Here is a 20,713-nt window from a genome sequence, read left to right on the forward strand (position 1 = left end):
TTGATTTTCCGGCCCCCTGATCCTCCCGGAAATATTTCGTCATCTGACCTTCATTTTTTCTCTTGCACGGCCTGACTGCTGGCTGTAAATATCCGCCCACACGACGACGCCCCCATCGTCTAGCGGTCCAGGACGCCGCCCTCTCACGGCGGAAACAGGGGTTCGATTCCCCTTGGGGGTGCCAATCCTCAAGCGTCGTCAGCGAAACGCCGCGCGGATCTCACGATCCAGCGCGGCGTTTCGCATTTCTGGACTTGGCTTCATTTTCCCTGATCTTCAGCATACGCCGCCGGATCTTGCCGGGCTGCCGCCGCGCTTGTCCTCTTCCCCGGCCGGGCCTATCGTGCCCGGGCCCAGGATTTCTCAGACCAGAATTGCTCAGAGAGGAGGCCCCGCGGTGAGCGACAACCTCTACGCCCGTATCCGTGCCCGTTTCCCGGCCGACCCGGCCCGGCCGATGCTCTACCGGCCCGATGGCAGCGTGCTCACCTATGGCGATGCCGACCGGATCTCGGGCCAGGTCGCGGCCCTGCTCGACCAGATGGGCGTCGCCCCCGGCGATCGGGTGGCGGTGCAGGTCGACAAATCGCCGATGGCGCTGATGCTCTATCTGGGCTGCCTGCGGCGCGGCGCGGTCTATCTGCCGCTCAACACCGCCTACAAGCCGGCCGAGCTTGAATACTTCATCGACGATGCCGAGCCGCGGCTGGTGGTTTGCCGGCCCGAAGCGGAAACCGCGGTCCGGACCATGACCAATGGCCGGCCGATCGAGGTGGCGACCCTGGATGCCACCGGCGACGGCGCCTTCGCCGACCGGGTCCGCGCCACGGCGACCGTGGCCGAGCCGGTCGCCCGCAGCCGCGACGATCTTGCCGCCATCCTCTATTCCTCGGGCACCACCGGCCGGCCCAAGGGGGTGATGCTGTCGGGCGAGAACCTCTGGAGCAATGCAGAGACGCTGGTGGATGCCTGGGGCTTCACCGATCGCGACGTGCTGCTGCACATGCTGCCGATCTTCCACACCCACGGCCTGTTCGTCGCCACCCATTGCGTGCTGCTGTCGGGCGCCGCCATGCTGTTCGAGCCGAAATTCGATGCAGCCCGGGCGCTGGCGCTGATGCCCAGGGCGACCGTGATGATGGGCGTGCCGACCTTCTATGTCCGCCTGCTGGCCGAAGCCGGGCTCACCCGCGACGCCACCGCCCATATGCGCCTGTTCGTCTCGGGCTCGGCACCGCTGCTGCCCGAAACCTTCGCCCGGTTCGAAGCCGTCACCGGCCATCGCATTCTTGAACGCTATGGCATGACGGAAACCAATATGAACACCTCCAACCCCTATGACGGCGATCGCCGCCAGGGCACGGTCGGCCGGCCGCTGCCGGGGGTGGAGCTGCGCATCACCGGCGAGGATGGCAGCCCGGTGGCGGCGGGCGAGGCGGGCATGATCGAGCTGAAGGGCCCGAACGTGTTCAAGGGCTATTGGCGCAAGCCCGAGAAGACCGCCGAGGATTTCACCGCCGACGGCTTCTTCCGCAGCGGCGATATCGGTACCATCGACGGTGACGGCTATGTCTCGATCGTCGGCCGGGCCAAGGATCTGGTGATCTCGGGCGGGTTCAACGTCTACCCCAAGGAGATCGAGCTGGTCATCGACCGGATCCCGGGGGTGGACGAAAGCGCCGTGATCGGCGTGCCGCACCCCGATTTCGGCGAGGCCGTGGTGGCGGTGGTGGTGCGCGAGGCCGGGGCCGATGCGCCCGACGAGGCCGGCGTGCTGGCGGTCACCCGCGATCAGCTGGCCAATTTCAAGCAGCCCAAGCGGGTGCTGTTTGCGGCCGAACTGCCGCGCAACGCCATGGGCAAGGTGCAGAAGAACCTGCTGCGCGACGCTCATCAGGGCCTCTTCGCCGGCTGATCGCGCCGCGGCGCTTGCATCCGCCCGGAGGCGGGGGCATGTGAAGGGAGACGGGGGAAGGCGCCTCGTTCTCCCGCGCTCCCGTCCCCGTGTTTTTTCAAGGTCCGCAACCGGAAGGCCGGCACCATGCGTATCGACGTGATTTCCGACACCGTCTGCCCCTGGTGCTTCATCGGCAAGCGCCGGCTTGAAGAGGCACTGGAGATGTTCGCGGAGCACCCGGCTGCCCAGCCGGTGGAGGTGCGCTGGCATCCCTTCCAGCTGAACCCGGCCATGCCGCGCGAGGGCACCGACCGGGCCGGCTATCTGGCGGCCAAGTTCGGCGGGCCCGAGCGTGCCGCCCAGATCTATGGCCGCATCCGTGCCGCCGGCGCCGAAGCGGGCATCGACATCGATCCCGAGCGCGCGGCGGTGATGCCGAACACGCTCGACAGCCACCGCCTGATCCACCGCATGCAGCTGCGCGATCTGGCGGCGGCCGATGGCGGCAATCGCGGCGACCGGGTGGTCGAGGCGCTGTTCACCGCCTTTTTCGAGCAGGGCCGCAATATCGGCGATGCGGCGGTGCTGACCGAGATCGGCCTGGCGGTCGACCCCGAGGACACCGATCTCGGCGCATGGCTCGCCTCTGACGAAGACCGCGACATGATGGCCGAGGCCGATGCCCAGGCGCGGCGGATCGGCGTCGACGGCGTGCCCTGTTTCATCATCGACGGCCGCTGGGCGGTGATGGGCGCGCAGGCGCCCGAGCAGATGATGATGGCCCTGGTCCGCGCCGCCACCAACCCGGCCGGCGGCGGCGTCGCCGATGACGGCGAGGGCGAGATGTCGGACGACGACGCTGATGGCGACGGCTGCTCGCCCGAGGATGGCTGCGCAGTGCCGCCGCGCTGATCCCGGCTTCCGTCGGGGTCAGCTGCCGAGCAAAGTGAGGGCGAGAGAGACGGTCGCGACCGAGCCCAGGGTCGAGACCAGGATCGCGGCCGAAATCCGGCTGGTATCCATCCGGTACTGATCGGCCAGTACGAAAACCGACACCGCGATCGGCAGCGACGCCTCCAGCACCAGGATCCGGACCAGCAGCGGGTCGAGCGCGAAGACGATGGTGGCCATCCCCAGCACCAGCAGGGGGTGGACCACGATCTTGAGCAGAGCCAGCCCCGAGACCTCGATCATGCCGCGGGCGAGCGAGCAGCCGGCGAGGTTGGCGCCCAGCGCGAACAGCGCGCAAGGGGCCGCCGCCAGGCCGACGAGGTTGCCATAGGCCGCAACCGGCTTGGGCAGCGGCAGCCCCGAGACGCCGTAAAGCGCGCCGGCCACGATGGTCAGGATCAGCGGGTTGAAGGCCAGCCCGCGGGCGATCTTGATCAGGGCCCGCTTCAGCCCGCCGCCGGCCGCGCGCTCGCTTTCGATCAGCAGCACGGTCAGCCCCATCATCAGCACATGGTCGAGCACGATGATGGTCATCGCCGGGGCGGCGGCTTCCGGGCCGAAGGCGAAGATCACCAGCGGCAGGCCCATATAGCCGACATTCGAAAAGGTGGCGCCCAGCCCGCGGATCCCTGAGATCGCAGGACCCCCGCCGAACAGCCGGCGCCCGCCCACAACCGCGATCGCATAGACGATCAGCCCGGCGCCGTAATAGGCACCGATCAGCTTGGGATCGAGCAGCCGGTCGAGCGGGATTTCCGCGACCTTCACGAACAGGAAGGGCGGCAGCGCCACCCAATAGGTGAACCGGTTGAGCCCGGCCAGCCCGCCCGCATCGATGAATCGCCGCCGGCCGACGATCCAGCCGGTCAGAATCACCGCGAAGAACGGCAGGCATACATCGATCAGGATCTGCATATCTCGGTCTGTCTCGGGATAGGGACTTCCAGGCGGCCGAAGGCAGCGGCCGATCCTGACCGGGGGGCCCGCACATTGCAAGCCCACCACACCTTAAGCGATAACATGTGGACCATAACTCGCCATAAGCTTGACAGCGGGGGCGGGAAGGGTCGATTATCACGAACAGGTTGAATGGTCCTGTCACCGGATCGATCAGGCGGGGACGCGATGGGGGATCGCTACCCGTCAGGCCGCCGGTGAGCCTGGTGGTCCGTCTTCTGTACCGGACAATGGTACGCGCATGGCCCTTGTCCGGCCTTCCGTTCACGAGCAAATTCCGGGCGGACTTCGGTCCGCCCGCTTTTTTTGTCTGCCGCGGCACGGCGAGTGCTGCGTGGCAGCCTTGCAGGCGCGACTGCTCGCAAGCCCGCACCGGCTGCGCTATAGTGCGCCGCGCCGGCCCGGGCCGGCACACCCATGCGACCCACGCCCATGCGACTCTTCGAGGAGCGGCCCTTCCCATGAGCGGCAAGCCCACCGTATTCATCGACGGCGAGGCCGGGACCACCGGCCTGCAGATCCGGGCACGTCTGGCCGGGCGCGAGGATCTCGCGCTGGTCTCGATTGCCCCCGAGCGTCGCAAGGATCCGGCTGAGCGTCGACGCCTGCTGAACGAGGTCGACCTCGCGATCCTCTGCCTGCCCGATGCGGCGGCGGTCGAAAGCGTCTCGATGATCGAGAATCCGGCCGTGAAGGTGCTCGACGCCTCCACCGCCCACAGGGTCAAGGATGGCTGGAGCTACGGCTTCGCCGAGCTGCTGCCCGGCCAGCGGGCGGCCATCGCCGCCGCCACCCGTGTCGCCAATCCCGGCTGCTATCCGACCGGTTTCACCGCCCTGGTGCGGCCGCTGGTCGATGCCGGGATCATCGCGGCCGATGCGGCGCTGTCGGTCAATGCCGTCTCGGGCTTTTCGGGCGGTGGCCGGCAGATGGTGGAAGATTACGAGGCAGCTGCCCCGGTCGGACGCGAGGCGGCCTATCCCTATGGTGACTACGCCCTGGGGCTGGAGCACAAGCACCTGCCCGAAATGGCGGTCTATGGCGGCCTTGCCGCCGCACCGCTGTTCGTGCCGGCGGTCGGCCACTTCAAATGCGGCATGCTGGTGCATGTGCCACTGACCCGGGCCCAGCTGGCGAAGGCGGCGACGGTGGCGGATGTGCAGGCGCTGCTGGCCGAACGCTATACCGGCGAGCGCTTCGTCAGCGTCGCCCCCTTGGGCGGCGGCGACCGTCTGCGCGACGGCAAGTTCCTGGACCCGCGCGAGCTGAACGGCACCAATCGGCTGGAGCTGTTCGTGTTCGGCAACGATGCTGCCGGCCAGATCCTGCTGGCCGCCCGGCTGGACAATCTGGGCAAGGGCGCCTCGGGTGCCGCGGTCCAGAACCTCAACCTGATGCTGGGCCTCGACGAGGCGGCGGGTCTGGAGACCACGCTGCCGCTCTCCGAGACGACGATGTAAGCCCGTCCTTTCAGGCTCAGAACGACAAAGACGGCTGTTCCGCATCGGCGGAACAGCCGTCAGTTCGTTCATCGCGGGGTCGGCCCGCGCAGGATCCGTGCCGGTCCGGGACCAGAGACCGGGGAACGGGCGGGATGGCGGGCTGGGCTCAGGCGCCAGGATCGGGGGACGATCCGCCATCCCTTCGGGCCGACGGTGCACGATCGACATAGCCGGAGCCTAGGATGAAGGCGCGGCGTCGTCAATCCTCTTGCGACATCATCAAAATTGCTATGCGCGCCATAGTGGCAATGTGTTCTTAGAAGCTTGGCGGCGTGCAGGCGGAGACGATTTCGGCTTCCTCCTCGCCGACATTGCGGAAGCGGTGGGGCAGGCGGCTGTCGAAGTAATAGCCGTCGCCGGCTTCCAGCACGCAGCTTTCGCCGCCGACCGTCAGTTCGATCCGGCCGCGGACCACGATCCCACCTTCTTCCGATTCATGGCGCAGCAACTGCTTGCCGGTATCGGCCCCGGGGGCGTAGCGCTCGTGCAGGATCTGCATCCGCCGCCGGCTCAGATTCTCGCCGATCTGGGCATAGGCGACCGAGCCGCGGGCAATCTGGGTCAGTTCATCGGCCCGATAGAAGGCCCGCTGCCGGGTGGTGAGGTCGAGCGAGAAGAACTCCGACAGCGAGATCGGAATCCCCTCCAGCACCTTCTTCAGCGATCCGACCGAGGGGCTGACCTTGTCCTGCTCGATCAGCGAGATGGTCGCATTGGTCACCCCGGCCCGCTTGGCCAGTTCGCGCTGCGACAGACCGTAGATCTGTCGGATGGTCTTGAGGCGCGTGCCCAGATCGCCGCTCATCGTCCCGCTTCTCCCTGTTCCTTGCCGGCCGCCCTGCCGGTTCCTGTTCAAGATATTTGACATTCCATGGGTTCCGCAACGCAAAATCAATAGCTTGCATCTCCCATGGAAATCACTTTGTCGAGTTTAATTGTCAATGCTAGGCTGTTTCACAGGATGAGAGGCACGGCCAGACGGCTGCCGCCGCTCATCTCCCCAGCCGCCATTGCGGCGGCGGCCAAGGGCGCGGCAGCGCCCGCCCGGCGAGGGACTAACAACCACTCCCAGCCGCCATTGCGGCGGCGGCCAAGGGCGCGGCAGCGCCCGCCCGGCGAGGGGCTGACAAACCAACAGGAGCGACGCGGTCATGGCGCGCATCACGGTTCCGAACGATCTGGACGCGCATTGGATGCCGTTCACGGCCAATCGCCAGTTCAAGGCGGCGCCCCGCCTGCTGGTCGGGGCGAAGGACATGTACTACACCTCGCATGACGGCCGTCAGGTGCTGGACGGCTGCGCGGGTCTGTGGTGCGTGAATGCCGGCCATGGCCGGGACAAGATTTCCGAGGCGGTCGCCCGTCAGATCTCGGAGATGGATTATTCGCCCTCGTTCCAGATGGGCCATCCGCTGAGCTTCGAGCTGGCGAGCCGCCTGGTCGAGCTGGCGCCCGACGGCATCGACCATGTGTTCTACTGCAATTCCGGCTCGGAAGCGGTCGACACGGCGCTGAAGATGGCGCTCGCCTATCACCGCATCCGCGGCGAGGGCAGCCGCACCCGTCTGATCGGCCGTGAGCGCGGCTATCACGGTGTCGGCTTCGGCGGCATTTCGGTGGGCGGCATCGTCTCCAACCGCAAGCATTTCGGCACGCTTCTGTCGGGCGTCGACCATCTGCGTCACACCCATGATCCGGCCCGCAACGCCTTCTCGTGGGGCCAGCCCGAGCATGGGGCGGAGCTGGCCGACGATCTGGAGCGGCTGGTGGCACTGCACGATGCCTCGACCATTGCGGCGGTGATCGTGGAGCCGATCGCGGGCTCGACCGGCGTGCTGATCCCGCCGAAGGGCTACCTCAAGCGCCTGCGCGAGATCTGCGACCGTCACGGCATCCTGCTGATCTTCGACGAGGTCATCTGCGGCTTCGGCCGGACCGGCAAGGCCTTCGGCGCCGACAGCTTCGAGGTGACGCCGGATCTGATGACCACCGCCAAGGGCATCACCAATGGTGCGGTGCCGATGGGCGCGGTCTTCGCGAAGAAGGAAATCTACGACACCTTCATGACCGGGCCCGAGCACCTGATCGAGTTCTTCCACGGCTACACCTATTCGGGCCATCCGCTGGCCTGTGCGGCGGCGCTCGCCACGCTCGACATCTATGCCGAGGAGAAGCTGTTCGATCGGGCGGCGAACCTGTCGGAGTATTTCGGCAAGGCGGCGCATGCGCTGCGCGATCTGCCGAACGTCATCGACATCCGCAATTACGGCATGGTCGCCGCGGTCGAGCTGTCGCCGCGGGCGGGTGAGCCGACCAAGCGGGCCTATGAGATCTTCGTGCGCGCCTATGAGCAGGGCGTGCTGCTGCGCTTCACCGGCGACATCATCGCCATCTCGCCGCCGCTGATCATCGACGAAGCCCAGATCGACCATCTTTATGCGGTCCTGGCCGAGGCCATCAAGGCGACCGCCTGATCCGCCGTCATCCGACCGGCGTTGTCGTCGCCGATCCGCATCCCCCGCCCGGGTATTCCCCGGGCGGTCTGGCCCAGGCCGGCACAAGACCCGGCGGCCCGGAGATGCGGAGGCGGCGCTGCGTCTTTCCTGGGGAGGAAACACCATGCTTCTGGGCGTGCCCAAAGAGATTAAGACCGACGAATACCGCGTCGGCCTGACCCCCGCCGCCGTGCGCGAACTGGTCCATCACGGCCATAACGTGCTGGTGGAGCAGGGGGCGGGGCTCGGCGCCGGGCTCGACGATGCGGCCTACGAGGCGGCCGGCGCCACCATCGCCGCCGATGCCGAAGAGGTCTTCGCCCGCGGCGAGATGATCGTGAAGGTCAAGGAGCCGCAGCCGGTGGAATGCCGCAGGCTCCGCCCCGGCCAGCTGCTGTTCACCTATCTGCATCTGGCGCCCGATCCCGAACAGACCCGGCTGCTGCTGGCAAGCGGCGCCACCGCCATCGCCTACGAGACCGTCACCGACGCGGCCGGCCGCCTGCCGCTGCTGGCGCCGATGAGCGAGGTCGCCGGCCGCATGTCGGTTCAGGCCGCTGCCCATGCGCTGGAAAAGACCCAGGGCGGGCGCGGCGTGCTGATGGGCGGCGTGCCGGGCGTGCGCCCGGCGCGGGTGGTGGTGCTGGGCGGCGGCGTTGTCGGCACCAATGCCGCCCGCCTCGCCATCGGGCTTGGTGCCGAGGTGGTGGTGATCGACCGCTCGCTCGGCCGGCTGAAGGAACTGGATGCGCTTTACGGCCCGGCCATGCGCACCCTTTATGCCACCCGCGAGACCATCGAAGAGGCCGTGACAACGGCCGATGCGGTGATCGGTGCGGTGCTGGTGCCGGGGGCGGCGGCGCCCAAACTCATCGACCGGCCGCTCCTGGGGCGCATGCAGCCGGGGGCGGTGCTGGTCGACGTCGCCATCGACCAGGGGGGCTGTTTCGAAACCTCGCGCGCCACCACCCATCGCCAGCCGACCTACGAGGTGGACGGCATCGTCCATTACTGCGTCGCTAACATGCCGGGCGGTGTTGCCCGCACCTCGACCTTCGCGCTCAACAACGCGACCCTGCCTTTCGTGCTGGCCCTCGCCGACAAGGGCGCCGCCCGGGCACTGGCCGAGGATCCGCATCTGATGAACGGTCTGAACGTCCATGCCGGACAGCTGACCATCGAGGCCGTGGCCGAGGCCCAGAACCTGACCGCCGTCACCCCCGCCGACGCGCTCTCGCGCGCCGCCTGACGGCCGGCCGGGTTGCTCCCGCCTGGACCTCGCCACCGTCCGACGCCCGCAGGCCTGGCCTGCGGGCGTCGGTTCTTTTCGGGGCCGTCCGGCAAGGCTATTCTGAAATGCACCAGTTCAGCCAAGGGGTGCATCATGAGCACGGCCGAACCGCAGCTGCCTCCGCCCCGGAAGGAGCCCAACGAAGCCACGATGCAGGCCATGGCCGAGCTGAAGGCGGGCAAGGGCGTGAGATTCGACACGGTTGCAGATCTTATGGCGGATCTGACGGCGGAGGACTGACCGTCCGAGACGGCAGACGCTCTGCTCCTCACACCCCCCGCCGCGTCAACCTGATCGCCGCGATGATGCCGATCAGCCCGACCGGCAGGAAGGCGGCGAAGACCCAGAAGCCGACGGTCTCTGCCGTGGCGGGGTCGGGCAGGGCGCCACCATGGGCGCCGCCGAAGCCCGAGAGGTTGGCGGCGATACCGGCGGCGGCGGCGCCGAGCGCATAGCCCAGGATCTGCATGGTCGGCACGGCCGAGGAGGCGCTTTCACGGACCTCGTCGGGCACGGCGGAGACGATCCGGCGGACCAGGAAGGCCCAGCACATGCCGAAGCCTGCGCCCTGGGCTGCCGCGAAGGGTGCCACCATCCACAGCTCGCCATGGGGCACGACCACCGCGAAGCCGGCGACGCCCGCCACGATCACCAGGGCGCCGGCGCGGATCAGCCAGGGCTCCAGCCGGGCGCCGGCGCCTGAGAGGGTGATCGCGGCCAGCGTCCAGGCGACGCTTTCGATCGCGACCAGATAGCCCGCGGTCAGGGCATCGGCCCCATGCAGCACCACGAACAGGATCGGCCCGTAGACGGTGAAGGGCACGGTTGCGGCCGAGAGGGTCAGCACCATGGCGAGCCCCATGCCCTGGCGGCGGCGCAGGTCGAGCGCACCCGGCGGCAGCAGGCCCTGGCCCAGCGGCGCCCGGCCGTCCCGGCGGAAGAACAGGGTGAGCAGGGCAAGGCCGGCCAGGCCCGAGAGGGCAGCGGTCAGGGCGTCGCCGGTGACGCCGGCGGTCGCCACTGCCAGCACCGCCACGATCAGCAGGGCGAGCCGGCCGGTCGGAACCGCGGCCGAGGGCAGGGCATGGGCTGCGCCCGATGTGGCGGCGGCTTCGGCGGCTGCCGTCACCCGGCGGAGCAGCAGCCCGCCGGCCACGGCCACCAGGGCGGCCTGAGCGCCGAAGGCCCAGAAGGCGCCGCGCCAGTGGCCGGCATCGGCGAACAGCCCGCCGACCAGTGGCCCGGCGAGCGCGGAGGCCCCCCACAGCCCCGACATGATCGCATAGAGCCTGGGCCAGAGCCTGGGTTCGTAAAGCCGCGACACCGAGACATGGGCCAGCGCCACCAGCATGCCGCCGCCCAGCCCCTGCACCAGCCGGCCGGCAAGCAGCGTGCCCATATCGGGGGCGACGGCGCTGACGACGCAGCCGACCGCGAAGGCGGTGGCCGCCATGGTGGTGGCCCGGCCCAGCCCGGCCGCGCGGGCGGCAAGCCCGGTGCAGGCCCCGGCCACGATCGACCCCAGCTCGTAGAGCGCCAGCGCCCAGTTCACCCAGGCGAGCCCGCCGATTTCCGCCGTCACCGCCGGCATGACCGTGGTGGTCAGCAGGCTGTCGGCGGCGTGCAGCCAGATGCCCAGGCACAGCACCATGAAGGCGCCGAAACGTCCGCCGCGGCGGATCTCGGCCCATTCACTGGCCGGGCGGGGGGTGCGGGCATGGCCTGCGGGGGGCATGGTACTTCCTTTTTCCAAGTTCTTACTTGTTTTAATTCAGGAGGGCCGGCACGGCAAGGGTGAAAGCCGGGGGCTTCAAGCCCTGCCTGTGGTGCAGGTCGGCCTGTATTTCAAGCATTCCTCACCGGTGGATATCTCGGCTAATCTTCTTTAAATCAAAAACACACAATAGTCTTGATGCATCTGGAGAAAATCGCCTCCTCATGAAAAAATTGAAGCTTTATGCCGCGCTCGATCACTTGGGATTGCGCCGGTCTTATGTCGGTAAAATGCTGGCGATCAGCTTTGTCGGCGTCCATGTGCCTCTTATTTGTCTTGTCATCTATCTCATGCTTGCCGGGGATCTGCCCTGGAACCAGGCGCAGCCGGTGCTGGCGGTGGTGCTGCTGGCGACGCTCGCCGGGACAGGGGCGACGCTCTGGGCGCTTCATTGTCTGCTCGATCCGGTGCGACTGGCCTCGCGTGCCCTGCATGACTATATGCGCGGCGGTCGGGTTCCCTCGCTGCCGACCGGCCATGTTGACGAGGCCGGCCGGCTGATGGCCGATGTGCAGGAGGCGGTGACCCGGCTGGCCGCCGCGCTGGATGCCGTCCATGCCGAACGCGGCCGGCTGATCGACGAGCGTCAGGCGCATTTCGAAATGCTCTCGCGGATGAGCCACGAGCTGCGCACCCCGCTGAATGCCATTCTGGGTTTCGCCGAGGTGATCCAGGGCGAGATGATGGGGCCGGTGGGGGCGCGGGCCTATTCCGATTATGCCGGGCTGATCCACAGCAGCGGCGGCGATCTGCTCCATATGGTCGACGGGCTGCTGAAGATGAGCGAGGCCAAGGCCGGCCCGGTCCGCGGCGGTCCTGCCCGCGACGGGTTGGAGCCGGTGGATCTGCATCAGCTGCTGGGCGAGGTCGCCAATCTGCAGCTGGTCCATGCCGGGCGGCGCGAGGTGGTGGTGACCGTGGTGCCCCAGATGGCGCCGGGGGGAGCCGCTCCGGCACCGGGCCTGGTTATGGAAGACCCGCGGATCCTGAAACAGCTGCTGATGTTCACCCTGTCGGGCCTGATCGCCGGCACGGAGCGGGGCCGGGAGGTTCGGATCGAACTGCGGCAGGCACCCGGCGGCCGGCCGGAAGTCGCCGTCTCGGCCCCGGGTGGATTTACCGGCCACGATCTGCCCCGGTCGATTGCCCCTGCCATTACCGGCGATCTGCCGCCCGAGATGGCCGGCGCCGATGATTTCGGCCACGTCTCGGTCCAGGGCTTCACCCTGGCGGTCGCCCATGCCATCGCGGTGGCGGAGCGGATCGGCATGACCATCGCGCCGGGCAGCCATGGTCGACGGGTCGCCTTGGATTTTGCGCCGGCGGCCTGAGATGTGGCCAGATCAGATCCGGAACCGGTCGAGCGTCAACCCCTCGGTCGAAATCTCGGGCGTGCGGCCCGAGACCAGATCGGCGACCAGGCGGCCCGATCCGGCGGCCATCGTCCAGCCCAGCGTGCCATGGCCGGTGTTGAGGAACAGGTTGCGGAAGCGGGTCGGGCCGATCACCGGCACGCCGTCGGGGCTGGCCGGCCTGAGCCCGCACCAGTAGTCCGGCACCGCGTCGCGCGCAATCTCAGGGAACACCGCCTGCACGCCCTTCAGGATCGCCTGCGAGCGTACCCGGTTGAGGCTGAGATCATAGCCGGCAAGCTCTGCCGTGCCGGCGGCGCGCAGCCGGTCGCCCAGCCGGGTGAAGACGATCCGGCGGGCATCGTCGGTCAGGCTGCCCTGGGGCGCGTCGTTGCGGCCGGCGACGTTCAGCGTGACCGAATAGCCCTTCAGCGGATAGACCGGCAGGCGGATGCCGATCCGGCGCAGCAGCAGCGGCGTGAAACTGCCCATGGCGGCGACCAGGGCATCGGCCTCGATCCGCGTGCCCATGTCGAGCCGCACGGCGGTGACCCGGTCGCCGCTGGTTTCCAGGGCCTCGACACTCCGGCCATAGAGCAGGCGGCCGCCTTTGGCCGCGACCCTCTCGGCCAGGTTTGCGGTGAACAGCCGGGCATCGCCCTGCTCGTCGATCGGGCTCAACACGCCGCCGGCCAGCCGGGTCTGCACCGGTGCCAGGGCGGGTTCATGGGCGACGCACTCGGCCGGGCTCATCACCCGGTGGGGGATGCCGAGCGTGCGGTCCAGCTCGGCCGCATGGCGGCCGGCGGCGTCGAAGCCCTTCGGGTCTTCGAAAACATGCAGGATGCCGCGGCTCGCCTCGTCATACGCGAAGCCTTCGGCGGCGCGGATCGCCTTCATGCCGTCGAGGGAATAGCGGGCCAGCCGCCAGGCGCGTTCGGTGTTGCGGCGCGCGGCCGCCCGGGTGCAATTGGCCAGGAACCGCAGGCCGAAGCGCCAGAGATCCGGATCGGCGCGCCAGCGGAACACCAGCGGCGCATCCTCGCGCAGCAGCCAGCCGGGCAACGATTTCAGCGTGGCGGGGTTGGCCCAGGGCTCGGCATGGCTGGGGCTGATCTGGCCGCCATTGGCGAAGCTCGTTTCCAGCCCGGGGCCCATCCTGCGGTCTATGACCGTGACCTCGTGCCCCTGATCGGCAAGGTGCCAGGCGGTGGCGATGCCCACCACCCCGGCGCCCAGAACCACCACCTTCACGAACGCACCCCTCCGATGGCAGCGGATATGCCGGCAGACCTGCGACCGCGCGCCGCCTTGTCCGGCGCAGGCGCCCCAGGATATAAGCCCCTCTGGCGTTCGGGCCAAGCTTTCCGCCAGGATCGACCCATGATACGGACCTCAACCGGAAGGGAAGACGGATGACGCGGACGATCTGGATCATCGGCACGCTGGGCGCGCTGATCGCCGTGGCGGCAGGCGCCTTCGCCACCCACGGGCTGGAACAGGCAGGCGATCTGCACACCGCGCAGATCGTGCGCACCGGCGCGCTTTACGGCCTGGTCCATTCCCTGGTGCTGATGCTGCTCGCGGTGCTGCGGCCGCTGGTCGATCGCGGGCTGGTGGCGCTCGACGTCCGGTTGCTGATGGCCGCGGCCGGCGCGCTGGCGGCCGGCGCGATCCTGTTTCCCGGCAGCCTGTATCTCTATGCCGCCACCGGCTGGCGGCCGCTGGTCTTCGTGACGCCGGTGGGCGGCACCGCCTTTCTGATCGGCTGGGTGCTGGCGACGCTGGCGGCGCTGAAGCGGCCCCGGAAGCGCTGATCCATCGACGCCGATATATCGATATCGATGTATCGGGCGCGGGGTAACTTCATCGACGTCGATGTATCGATGTCGATGCATCCGATCGACCTTCGGGCGTGCGCCCGTGTGTGCGATGCAACTTTTGCGCGGTCGAACATCGCTTGAAATTTTGCTTAATGGTTTAATGCCTTGAACCCGTCGGTCGCGATGCTACCCTCTGGCCAGAGATGAGGCTTTCACGGGACCAGACGGGCCATGGACCAGACCACGCAGCCGGCCAAATTCACGGGCACCGACAGCTACGTTGCGACCGAGGACCTGATGATGGCGGTCAATGCCGCACTCACCCTCGGCCGTCCGCTGCTGATCAAGGGTGAACCCGGCACCGGCAAGACCATGCTGGCGGAAGAGGTGGCGCGCGCCCTTGGCCGGCAGCTTCACCAGTGGCATGTGAAGTCGACCAGCAAGGCGCAGCAGGGCCTGTACGAATACGATGCCGTTTCGCGCCTGCGCGACAGCCAGCTGGGCGACGACCGGGTCAAGGACGTCAGCAACTACATCCTGCGCGGCGCGCTGTGGGAGGCCTTCGCCAGCGAAGAGCCCTCGGTCGTGCTGATCGACGAGATCGACAAGGCCGATATCGAGTTCCCGAATGACCTGCTTCGCGAACTCGACCGGATGGAGTTCTACGTTTACGAAACCCGCGAGACCGTGCGCGCCGTGCACCGGCCGCTGGTGATCATCACCTCGAACAACGAGAAGGAGCTGCCCGACGCCTTCCTGCGCCGCTGCTTCTTCCACTTCATCTCCTTCCCCGATGCCGACACCATGCGCGCCATCGTCGACGTGCATTATCCGGGCATCAAGCAGCTGCTGGTCAAGGAAGCGCTGGAGATCTTCTTCAGCGTGCGCGAGATGCCGGGGCTGAAGAAGAAGCCGTCGACCTCGGAACTGCTCGACTGGCTGAAGCTGCTGCTGGCCGAGGATCTGGACGCTGAGACGCTGCGCGAGTCCAAGGACAAGGCCCTGCCGCCGCTCTATGGCGCGCTGATCAAGAACGAGCAGGACGTGTCGCTGGCCCAGCGCCTGGTGTTCATGGCCCGCCGCCGGGCCGAAGGCCCCGGCCGTCCGGGCTGAGGCCGGGGGCAGAGGGCAGGCATTGGTGCACAGGTCGAGGCGAGAGGGCGGGTCCGGATGCTGATCGATTTCTTCTTCAAGCTTCGCGAGGCGAAGCTGCCGGTCACGATCAAGGAATATCTGGTCCTGATCGAGGGCATGAAGGCCGGGCTCGCCCAGTTCTCCCCTGAGGAGTTCTACTATCTCGCCCGCACCTCGCTGGTGAAGAACGAGAAGCATTTCGACCGCTTCGACCAGGTCTTCGCCGCCTATTACAAGGGCGCCCAGGCGCATTTCGCGGCCATCGAGGGGCAGATCCCCGAGGAATGGCTGCGCAAGCTGGCCGAAAAGCATCTCACCCCCGAAGAGATGGCCGAGATCGAGGCCCTGGGCGGCTGGGAAAAGCTGATGGAGACGCTGAAGCAGCGTCTGGAAGAGCAGAAGGGGCGCCATCAGGGCGGCAATAAATGGATCGGCACGGCCGGTACCAGCCCCTTCGGCGCCTATGGCTACAACCCGGAAGGCGTGCGCATCGGCCAGGACCGGTCGCGCCACCGCCGGGCGGTGAAGGTCTGGGATCAGCGGGCTTTCAAGAATTACGACGACGATGTCGAGCTGGGCACGCGCAACATCAAGGTGGCGCTGAAGCGGCTGCGCGCCTTCGTGCGCGAAGGCTCCGATCTGGAACTGGATCTCGACGACACGATCCGCTCCACGGCGCGCAATGCCGGCTGGCTGGACCTGAAGCTGGTGCCGGAAAAGCGCAACAAGGTGAAGGTGCTGCTGTTCCTGGATGTCGGCGGATCGATGGACGATCACGTCAAGATCTGCGAAGAGCTGTTCAGTGCCGCGCGCACCGAGCTGAAGCACCTGGAATATTATTACTTCCACAACTTCATTTACGAGAATGTGTGGAAGGACAATTATCGCCGCTTCTCGGAACGCACGCCGACCATGGACGTGCTGAACAAGTTCGGCCCCGACTACAAGGTGATCTTCGTCGGCGATGCGACCATGAGCGCCTATGAGATCGTGATGCCGGGCGGATCGGTCGAACACTGGAACGAGGAATCGGGCCAGGTCTGGCTGAAGCGCTTCACCGACCATTTCCCGAAGATGGTCTGGCTGAACCCCGAACCCCAGCAGCGCTGGCGCTATACCGAAAGCGCCAAGATCACCCAGAAGCTGATGGAGGACCGGATGTATCCGCTGACCCTGCGCGGCCTGGACGAGGCGTTGCGCTATCTGAGCCGTTGATGCGTGCGTCACCGGGCTTGATGGTTGCGCTTGAGCGGCTTTCGACGTTATAGTTGCGTCCAACGAACTGCGAGAACGACGGTTCGAGAATCGTGCCACGAAAATCAAACGGCCAGGGGCTTCCCAGGCCTGTCGGAACACGCTGCCGGCCTGACCGGACGGTGGTGTCCGCGTTTTTCGAATGGTGGCACGATGGTGTCTTCTACATCAGACAGGGACCCGATGCGGTTCCTCAGGTCAAGGACGGCACCGTCGGCGTGGAGCGATCCGCCGACGGTGCCCAGGCATGTGTCCGACGCGACCATCGAACGCCTGAAGGCCGCGGCCATCGCCGGGCCCGAGGCAGGTGGCGGCGGCCGTTTCGGCATCGGCGGCGCCGCAGCTTCGACCAGTCTTCCCCTTCTCTACACGGCATCAGCCGATCGCGCGTCGGATGTGTCCGATCAGGACGATCCCTTTCTGGCCGGCCTGCGCGATCTGCGCGCGGCACTTGCAGCCCTGTTTCGCCTGATGGGCATGAGCCCTGCCGAGGCGGCAGGTGTCGCAGACAAGGCCGTGGCAGGCGAAGACCTCCCCAAGGGGCAGAGCGACCGCGTCCCGGCGACGGGCGGTACGGCAGCGGCCTCGTTCGGGCTTGCGGGCGTCGCTGTCGAGGACGGCGCGGCTGCCCGGCTTGGAGAGGCCATGGCCAAGGGTGCCCAGGCACTGCACGGAGAGCTGATCGCCCTGCTGATGCGGCTGGGGCTCGATCCCTCGGCGGCACGGATCGCAGCCTCGCGGCTGCTTGCCGGCATCGCGGCATCGGGCGGTACCGGCGGCGCCTCTCCGTCGAGCCTGCTTGCGGATATCCGCAGGGGCGTGCCGCCAGCCGCAGGGGCGGTCGGACTGGCCGTCGGGGTGAAGGATCTCAGCCTCGCCCGGGATGCGACCCATGTGCATCTTCATCTGGGCAGCCTTGTCCTGCGCGGCTTCCCGCTTGCCTCCGACGGGGTGCGGCTTGTCCGGTCCGACGCCTCGGGCCTGCGTCTTACCGCGGATCTGGTGATACCGACCGGTGTGCCGCTGGAGGGCGAGGCCGGCGTCATTCGGCCGCAAGTGCGCTGACCGGGTCCATGCCGGCCGCCTTGCGGGCCGGCAGCCAGCCGAAGATCACACCGGTCAGAAAGGCGCAGCCGAAGGCTGCGACCGCCGGGCCGGGCCGGATGACGACGTCGAAGCCGTTGCGGGCAAGGATGAGGGCCGCACCGGTGCCCAGTGCCACGCCGATGATCCCGCCCAGGCCGCAAACCACGACGGCTTCGACGTTGAACTGGGTGAGCACGTCGCGGCGGCGGGCGCCGGTGGCCATGCGGATGCCGATTTCGCGGGTGCGCTCGGTGACGCCGACCAGCATGATGTTCATGACGCCGATGCCGCCGACCAGCAGGGAAATTGCGGCCACGGCTCCGAGGAGCATCGCGAAACTGCGCTGACTTTCCGACAGGGCCTGCTGGGCCGCGGCGCTGTCAGCGATCTGGAAATTCCGGATGCCGTGCCGCGCCATCATCAGACGGTCGATATCCGCGGCGGCCGTGGCCATACGATCGGCCTGATCGACCTTCACGGTGACGGAGCTCAGATAAGGTTTGCCGAGGATCCGCAGGAAGCCCGCCGAGAGCGGAATGAGCGCGAGATCATCGAGATCGTTGCCCCATTGGTCGGCACCGCGGGTGCTCAGGATACCGATGACCTGAAAGGGCATGTTCCGGATCACCAGCAAGCGCCCGGTGGGATCGGGGGTGTCGGGGAACAGGTTGTGGGCGACCGTCCGGCCCAGCATCACGACCGCACCGTAGTCGGCGACATCTTCGGCAGTGATGAAGCGGCCCGTGACCGCCCGCCAATTGCGAACCATTGCGACATCCGGCCAGACACCGTGGACCATGGTGATATAGTCGGTAGCGCCTGCGCGCAGCGTGGTCCGCAGACTTCGGACCGGCGAGACCGCGGTCAATCCTTCGATGCCCCGTATGGCCTGGACATCTTCGACCGTCAGCGACGTGAGATCGGCGGTGCTGCGCACGCCGGGCGCGCCCGGCCTGACCGTCAGCAGATTTGTCCCCATCTTCTCCAGTCGGGCGAGGGTTGCCTCTGCGCCACCTTCACCGACCGCAAGCATTGCGATCACCGAGGCGACGCCGATCATCACACCAAAGAGGGTGAGCAGGGTGCGGAACGGGTCACGCCACAGCGACCTTAATGCCGTGCGGGCAGCCGCAATCGACATGTCCAGATGGCGGCGTCCTGGCTGCGGTGGCGGGGACGCAGATGTTCCGGTGCGTATGTGGTCTGGCGGGTTTTCCGGGCACCGCGTCTCGTGGCGGGCTATCCGTCCGTCGGCCATGTGGATCAGCCGCCGGGCTCTCGCGGCCACCTGCGGATCATGCGTCACGATGATGATCGTCCGACCTTCGCGGTTCAGCTCTTCCAACTGGCGGAGCACGTCCTCGCTGCTGGCGGCATCGAGTGCTCCCGTCGGCTCGTCTGCCAGGATGACCTCGGCATCGTTGATCAAAGCGCGGGCAATCGAGACACGCTGTTGCTGGCCCCCAGACAGCTCCGCGGGGCGGTGGTAGAGACGATCGCCCAGCCCGAGCCGGGAGAGCAGTTCCGATGCCCGTGCCCGCCGCCATTCCGCCGGAACCCCGGCATAAAGTGCCGGGAGTTCGGCATTTTCGATGGCAGTCGCATCGGAGAGCAGGTTGTAACGCTGAAAGATGAAGCCGAAGAGGCGATTGCGCAGGGCTGCAAGCTCGTCAGGCTCCAGAGTCGCCGTATCCCGCCCGTCGACCAGGCATTGTCCGCTGCTTGGCTGGTCGAGGCAACCGAGGATGTTCATCAGCGTGCTCTTGCCAGAGCCGGAGACACCTGTGATCGCGATCATCTCGCCGCGATGGATGTCGAGGGAAATGTCGTCGAGGGCGACGACGCCACCGATGGCGGTAAAGCGCCGCGAGACGCTGCGCAGCCTGAAGAGGGGCGGGGTGGTGGTCATCTTGGCGCTGCCGCGGCCGGTGCCCGGCCGCTTGCGCCCCAGTCGCCGACCCGGGCGGTCAGCGTCCCGGGATCGTGGGCATTGATCGGCAGGACGGTGTCGCCGACGTTGAGCCCCGACGTGATCGCGGCCAGACCCTGAGCGACGACGTCCACCGCCACCCTGCGGCTTTCGATCCGGCCATCCGCCAGACGCACATGCACGCGGTCGCCGTCTTCCCTGCGATCGAGTGCCGTCAGTGGGATGAGCGGCTGATCGACGGCCTGATCCAGAACGAAGAAGACCTGGGCGGTCATGCTGGTCATCAGCGCACCATCGGGATTGGCGACGTCGACCAGCACGTCATAGAGTACGACGTCGTTCAGGGTCTGCGGGGTCGGGAGGATCTGGCGAACCCGGCTGTGCCAGACGCGGTCGGGCCGGCCGAGGGTCGAGAAGCGGACCGGCTGACCGGGGGCAAGACGTACCACATCTGCCTCGACCACCTGTGCCCTGACCGTCATCGTCGCAAGATCGGCCAGTCTCAGGATGATCGGGGATGTCTGGTTGGCATTGAGCGTCTGGCCGACCACAGAGGTCTGAGAGACGACGGTCCCGTCGATGGGGGCCAGAATGCGGGTGTAGGACAGGTTGGTGCGGTCGCCGTCGAGGGTGGATCGCGCCTCGCCGATCTGGGCTTCGATGGCTGCGATCGCAGCCTCGGCGATGATGAGATTGGCCGCGCTGGTATCGGCGTCCTCGCGGCTGGCGGCACGGCCTTCGAACAGCCGACGGATCCGCGCCTCACGCAAGCGTGCCAGATCACGTTCGGCCTTTGCCTGGCGGAGCTGGGCTTCCAGATTGAGCAGCCGCGCCTCGTCGCCGGTCACCCGGGTCTCGTAGATTCTGGGATCGATCTCGGCGAGCAGCGTACCTCGGGTGACCGCGTCGCCGACACCCACATGGACCGCGCGCAGCTGTCCCGATACCTGGGTGCCGACGTCGACGAAAACCCGGGGCTCCACGACGCCAAGGGCCGAGATCGTCCGTTCGATGGTGCCGCGGACGACCTTCAGCCCGGCCGGGGCTTCGTCAGCGGCCGTGGCAGGCAGGGGCGGGATCAGCCGGTCCGACCAGTGGCCGATGCCGACCCCGGCCGAAAACAGAACGAGGCCCGCGACAAGGACGGCCGGGCGTCGTCGGGAAGGGGCTGAAGGATGCGACATCGGGTCCGGTGCTGTCCGTGGCTCTCGGCGGCAGGGTCCGGAACATGATATGCAGCTGGATGCCGGTCGCCAGGGTGGAAATC

17 protein-coding genes and 1 tRNA gene are annotated in these 20,713 nt (G+C 67.5%); 12 read left to right on the forward strand and 6 right to left on the reverse strand.

All coding sequences use genetic code 11. From position 1 onward, the window contains the following. Positions 1–108 precede the first annotated feature (108 nt). The 3 genes from TMO_RS04730 (at position 109) to TMO_RS04740 (ending at position 2,809) form a co-directional block, all read left to right on the forward strand. Positions 109–184, forward strand: a tRNA-Glu gene (locus tag TMO_RS04730). Positions 185–397: 213 nt separating this feature from the next. Then, complete coding sequence (locus tag TMO_RS04735; protein WP_014744458.1) at positions 398–1,915, forward strand: malonate--CoA ligase; 1,518 nt, start codon at positions 398–400, stop codon at positions 1,913–1,915. A gap of 126 nt (positions 1,916–2,041) precedes the next feature. Further along, positions 2,042–2,809 carry a DsbA family oxidoreductase gene (locus TMO_RS04740; RefSeq protein ID WP_014744459.1) on the forward strand — a complete coding sequence of 256 codons (768 nt, stop codon included), beginning with the start codon at positions 2,042–2,044 and terminating at the stop codon, positions 2,807–2,809. Between the two features lie 18 nt (positions 2,810–2,827). Here TMO_RS04740 and TMO_RS04745 read toward each other — a convergent pair whose 3' ends face one another. Next, positions 2,828–3,763 carry an AEC family transporter gene (locus tag TMO_RS04745; protein ID WP_014744460.1) on the reverse strand — a complete coding sequence of 312 codons (936 nt, stop codon included), beginning with the start codon at positions 3,761–3,763 and terminating at the stop codon, positions 2,828–2,830. A 503-nt stretch (positions 3,764–4,266) separates the two neighbouring features. Between TMO_RS04745 and argC the strand changes: the two genes are divergently transcribed. Continuing rightward, positions 4,267–5,265, forward strand: coding sequence for an N-acetyl-gamma-glutamyl-phosphate reductase (argC, locus tag TMO_RS04750; protein WP_014744461.1), 999 nt, complete (start codon positions 4,267–4,269; stop codon positions 5,263–5,265). Between the two features lie 298 nt (positions 5,266–5,563). On the opposite strand, the gene TMO_RS04755 is transcribed toward argC, so the two are convergent. Continuing rightward, a complete protein-coding gene (locus TMO_RS04755) occupies positions 5,564–6,112 on the reverse strand; it encodes a cupin domain-containing protein (protein ID WP_014744462.1) in 549 nt (182 codons plus the stop codon). Positions 6,113–6,458: 346 nt separating this feature from the next. Between TMO_RS04755 and TMO_RS04760 the strand changes: the two genes are divergently transcribed. The 3 genes from TMO_RS04760 (at position 6,459) to TMO_RS31545 (ending at position 9,333) form a co-directional block, all read left to right on the forward strand. Beyond that, positions 6,459–7,781 (forward strand): aspartate aminotransferase family protein, encoded by a 1,323-nt coding sequence (locus TMO_RS04760; protein WP_014744463.1) that lies wholly within the window; start codon positions 6,459–6,461, stop codon positions 7,779–7,781. Positions 7,782–7,926: 145 nt separating this feature from the next. Further along, the gene (gene ald, locus TMO_RS04765; RefSeq protein ID WP_014744464.1) at positions 7,927–9,051 is read left to right on the forward strand and encodes an alanine dehydrogenase; all 1,125 of its coding nucleotides are present in this window, start codon (positions 7,927–7,929) and stop codon (positions 9,049–9,051) included. Positions 9,052–9,186: 135 nt separating this feature from the next. Beyond that, positions 9,187–9,333, forward strand: a complete 147-nt coding sequence (locus tag TMO_RS31545) for a hypothetical protein (RefSeq protein WP_014744465.1) — start codon at positions 9,187–9,189, stop codon at positions 9,331–9,333. Between the two features lie 28 nt (positions 9,334–9,361). Here the strand turns inward: TMO_RS31545 and TMO_RS04770 are convergent, their stop codons facing one another. Continuing rightward, the gene (locus TMO_RS04770; protein WP_014744466.1) at positions 9,362–10,828 is read right to left on the reverse strand and encodes an MFS transporter; all 1,467 of its coding nucleotides are present in this window, start codon (positions 10,826–10,828) and stop codon (positions 9,362–9,364) included. A gap of 203 nt (positions 10,829–11,031) precedes the next feature. Here TMO_RS04770 and TMO_RS04775 point away from each other — a divergent pair, with 203 nt between their 5' ends. Next, positions 11,032–12,198 (forward strand): sensor histidine kinase, encoded by a 1,167-nt coding sequence (locus TMO_RS04775; protein ID WP_014744467.1) that lies wholly within the window; start codon positions 11,032–11,034, stop codon positions 12,196–12,198. Positions 12,199–12,210: 12 nt separating this feature from the next. Here the strand turns inward: TMO_RS04775 and TMO_RS04780 are convergent, their stop codons facing one another. After that, the gene (locus TMO_RS04780; RefSeq protein ID WP_014744468.1) at positions 12,211–13,473 is read right to left on the reverse strand and encodes a D-amino acid dehydrogenase; all 1,263 of its coding nucleotides are present in this window, start codon (positions 13,471–13,473) and stop codon (positions 12,211–12,213) included. Between the two features lie 161 nt (positions 13,474–13,634). Here TMO_RS04780 and TMO_RS04785 point away from each other — a divergent pair, with 161 nt between their 5' ends. The 4 genes from TMO_RS04785 to TMO_RS04800 all read left to right on the forward strand — a co-directional run bounded on the left by TMO_RS04785 (position 13,635) and on the right by TMO_RS04800 (position 17,495). Continuing rightward, on the forward strand, positions 13,635–14,036 hold the full coding sequence (locus TMO_RS04785; protein WP_014744469.1) for a DUF423 domain-containing protein: 402 nt from the start codon (positions 13,635–13,637) through the stop codon (positions 14,034–14,036). 237 nt (positions 14,037–14,273) lie between these two features. Next, positions 14,274–15,155 carry an AAA family ATPase gene (locus TMO_RS04790; RefSeq protein ID WP_014744471.1) on the forward strand — a complete coding sequence of 294 codons (882 nt, stop codon included), beginning with the start codon at positions 14,274–14,276 and terminating at the stop codon, positions 15,153–15,155. A 57-nt stretch (positions 15,156–15,212) separates the two neighbouring features. Then, on the forward strand, positions 15,213–16,391 hold the full coding sequence (locus TMO_RS04795; protein WP_014744472.1) for a vWA domain-containing protein: 1,179 nt from the start codon (positions 15,213–15,215) through the stop codon (positions 16,389–16,391). Between the two features lie 288 nt (positions 16,392–16,679). Then, positions 16,680–17,495: a hypothetical protein gene (locus TMO_RS04800; RefSeq protein WP_014744473.1), complete on the forward strand. Its 816-nt coding sequence runs from the start codon at positions 16,680–16,682 to the stop codon at positions 17,493–17,495. Here the strand turns inward: TMO_RS04800 and TMO_RS04805 are convergent. Then, positions 17,473–19,425, reverse strand: a complete 1,953-nt coding sequence (locus TMO_RS04805; protein WP_014744474.1) for a MacB family efflux pump subunit — start codon at positions 19,423–19,425, stop codon at positions 17,473–17,475. The two genes, TMO_RS04800 and TMO_RS04805, sit on opposite strands and share 23 nt — an antisense overlap. Continuing rightward, positions 19,422–20,630, reverse strand: coding sequence for an efflux RND transporter periplasmic adaptor subunit (locus TMO_RS04810; RefSeq protein WP_014744475.1), 1,209 nt, complete (start codon positions 20,628–20,630; stop codon positions 19,422–19,424). Before TMO_RS04810 ends, TMO_RS04805 begins: the two co-directional genes overlap by 4 nt. Positions 20,631–20,713 lie beyond the last annotated feature (83 nt).

This window comes from Tistrella mobilis KA081020-065, assembly GCF_000264455.2.
Lineage (GTDB): Bacteria > Pseudomonadota > Alphaproteobacteria > Tistrellales > Tistrellaceae > Tistrella > Tistrella mobilis.

Excerpts from the sequence above, each read along its gene's own strand:
- TMO_RS04740 (WP_014744459.1), top strand. The coding sequence starts at position 2,042 with ATGCGTATCGACGTGATTTCCGACACCGTCTGCCCCTGGTGCTTCATC.
- TMO_RS04745 (WP_014744460.1), bottom strand. The coding sequence starts at position 3,763 with ATGCAGATCCTGATCGATGTATGCCTGCCGTTCTTCGCGGTGATTCTG.
- argC (WP_014744461.1), top strand. The coding sequence starts at position 4,267 with ATGAGCGGCAAGCCCACCGTATTCATCGACGGCGAGGCCGGGACCACC.
- TMO_RS04755 (WP_014744462.1), bottom strand. The coding sequence starts at position 6,112 with ATGAGCGGCGATCTGGGCACGCGCCTCAAGACCATCCGACAGATCTAC.
- TMO_RS04760 (WP_014744463.1), top strand. The coding sequence starts at position 6,459 with ATGGCGCGCATCACGGTTCCGAACGATCTGGACGCGCATTGGATGCCG.
- ald (WP_014744464.1), top strand. The coding sequence starts at position 7,927 with ATGCTTCTGGGCGTGCCCAAAGAGATTAAGACCGACGAATACCGCGTC.
- TMO_RS31545 (WP_014744465.1), top strand. The coding sequence starts at position 9,187 with ATGAGCACGGCCGAACCGCAGCTGCCTCCGCCCCGGAAGGAGCCCAAC.
- TMO_RS04770 (WP_014744466.1), bottom strand. The coding sequence starts at position 10,828 with ATGCCCCCCGCAGGCCATGCCCGCACCCCCCGCCCGGCCAGTGAATGG.
- TMO_RS04775 (WP_014744467.1), top strand. The coding sequence starts at position 11,032 with ATGAAAAAATTGAAGCTTTATGCCGCGCTCGATCACTTGGGATTGCGC.
- TMO_RS04785 (WP_014744469.1), top strand. The coding sequence starts at position 13,635 with ATGACGCGGACGATCTGGATCATCGGCACGCTGGGCGCGCTGATCGCC.
- TMO_RS04790 (WP_014744471.1), top strand. The coding sequence starts at position 14,274 with ATGGACCAGACCACGCAGCCGGCCAAATTCACGGGCACCGACAGCTAC.
- TMO_RS04795 (WP_014744472.1), top strand. The coding sequence starts at position 15,213 with ATGCTGATCGATTTCTTCTTCAAGCTTCGCGAGGCGAAGCTGCCGGTC.
- TMO_RS04805 (WP_014744474.1), bottom strand. The coding sequence starts at position 19,425 with ATGACCACCACCCCGCCCCTCTTCAGGCTGCGCAGCGTCTCGCGGCGC.
- TMO_RS04810 (WP_014744475.1), bottom strand. The coding sequence starts at position 20,630 with ATGTCGCATCCTTCAGCCCCTTCCCGACGACGCCCGGCCGTCCTTGTC.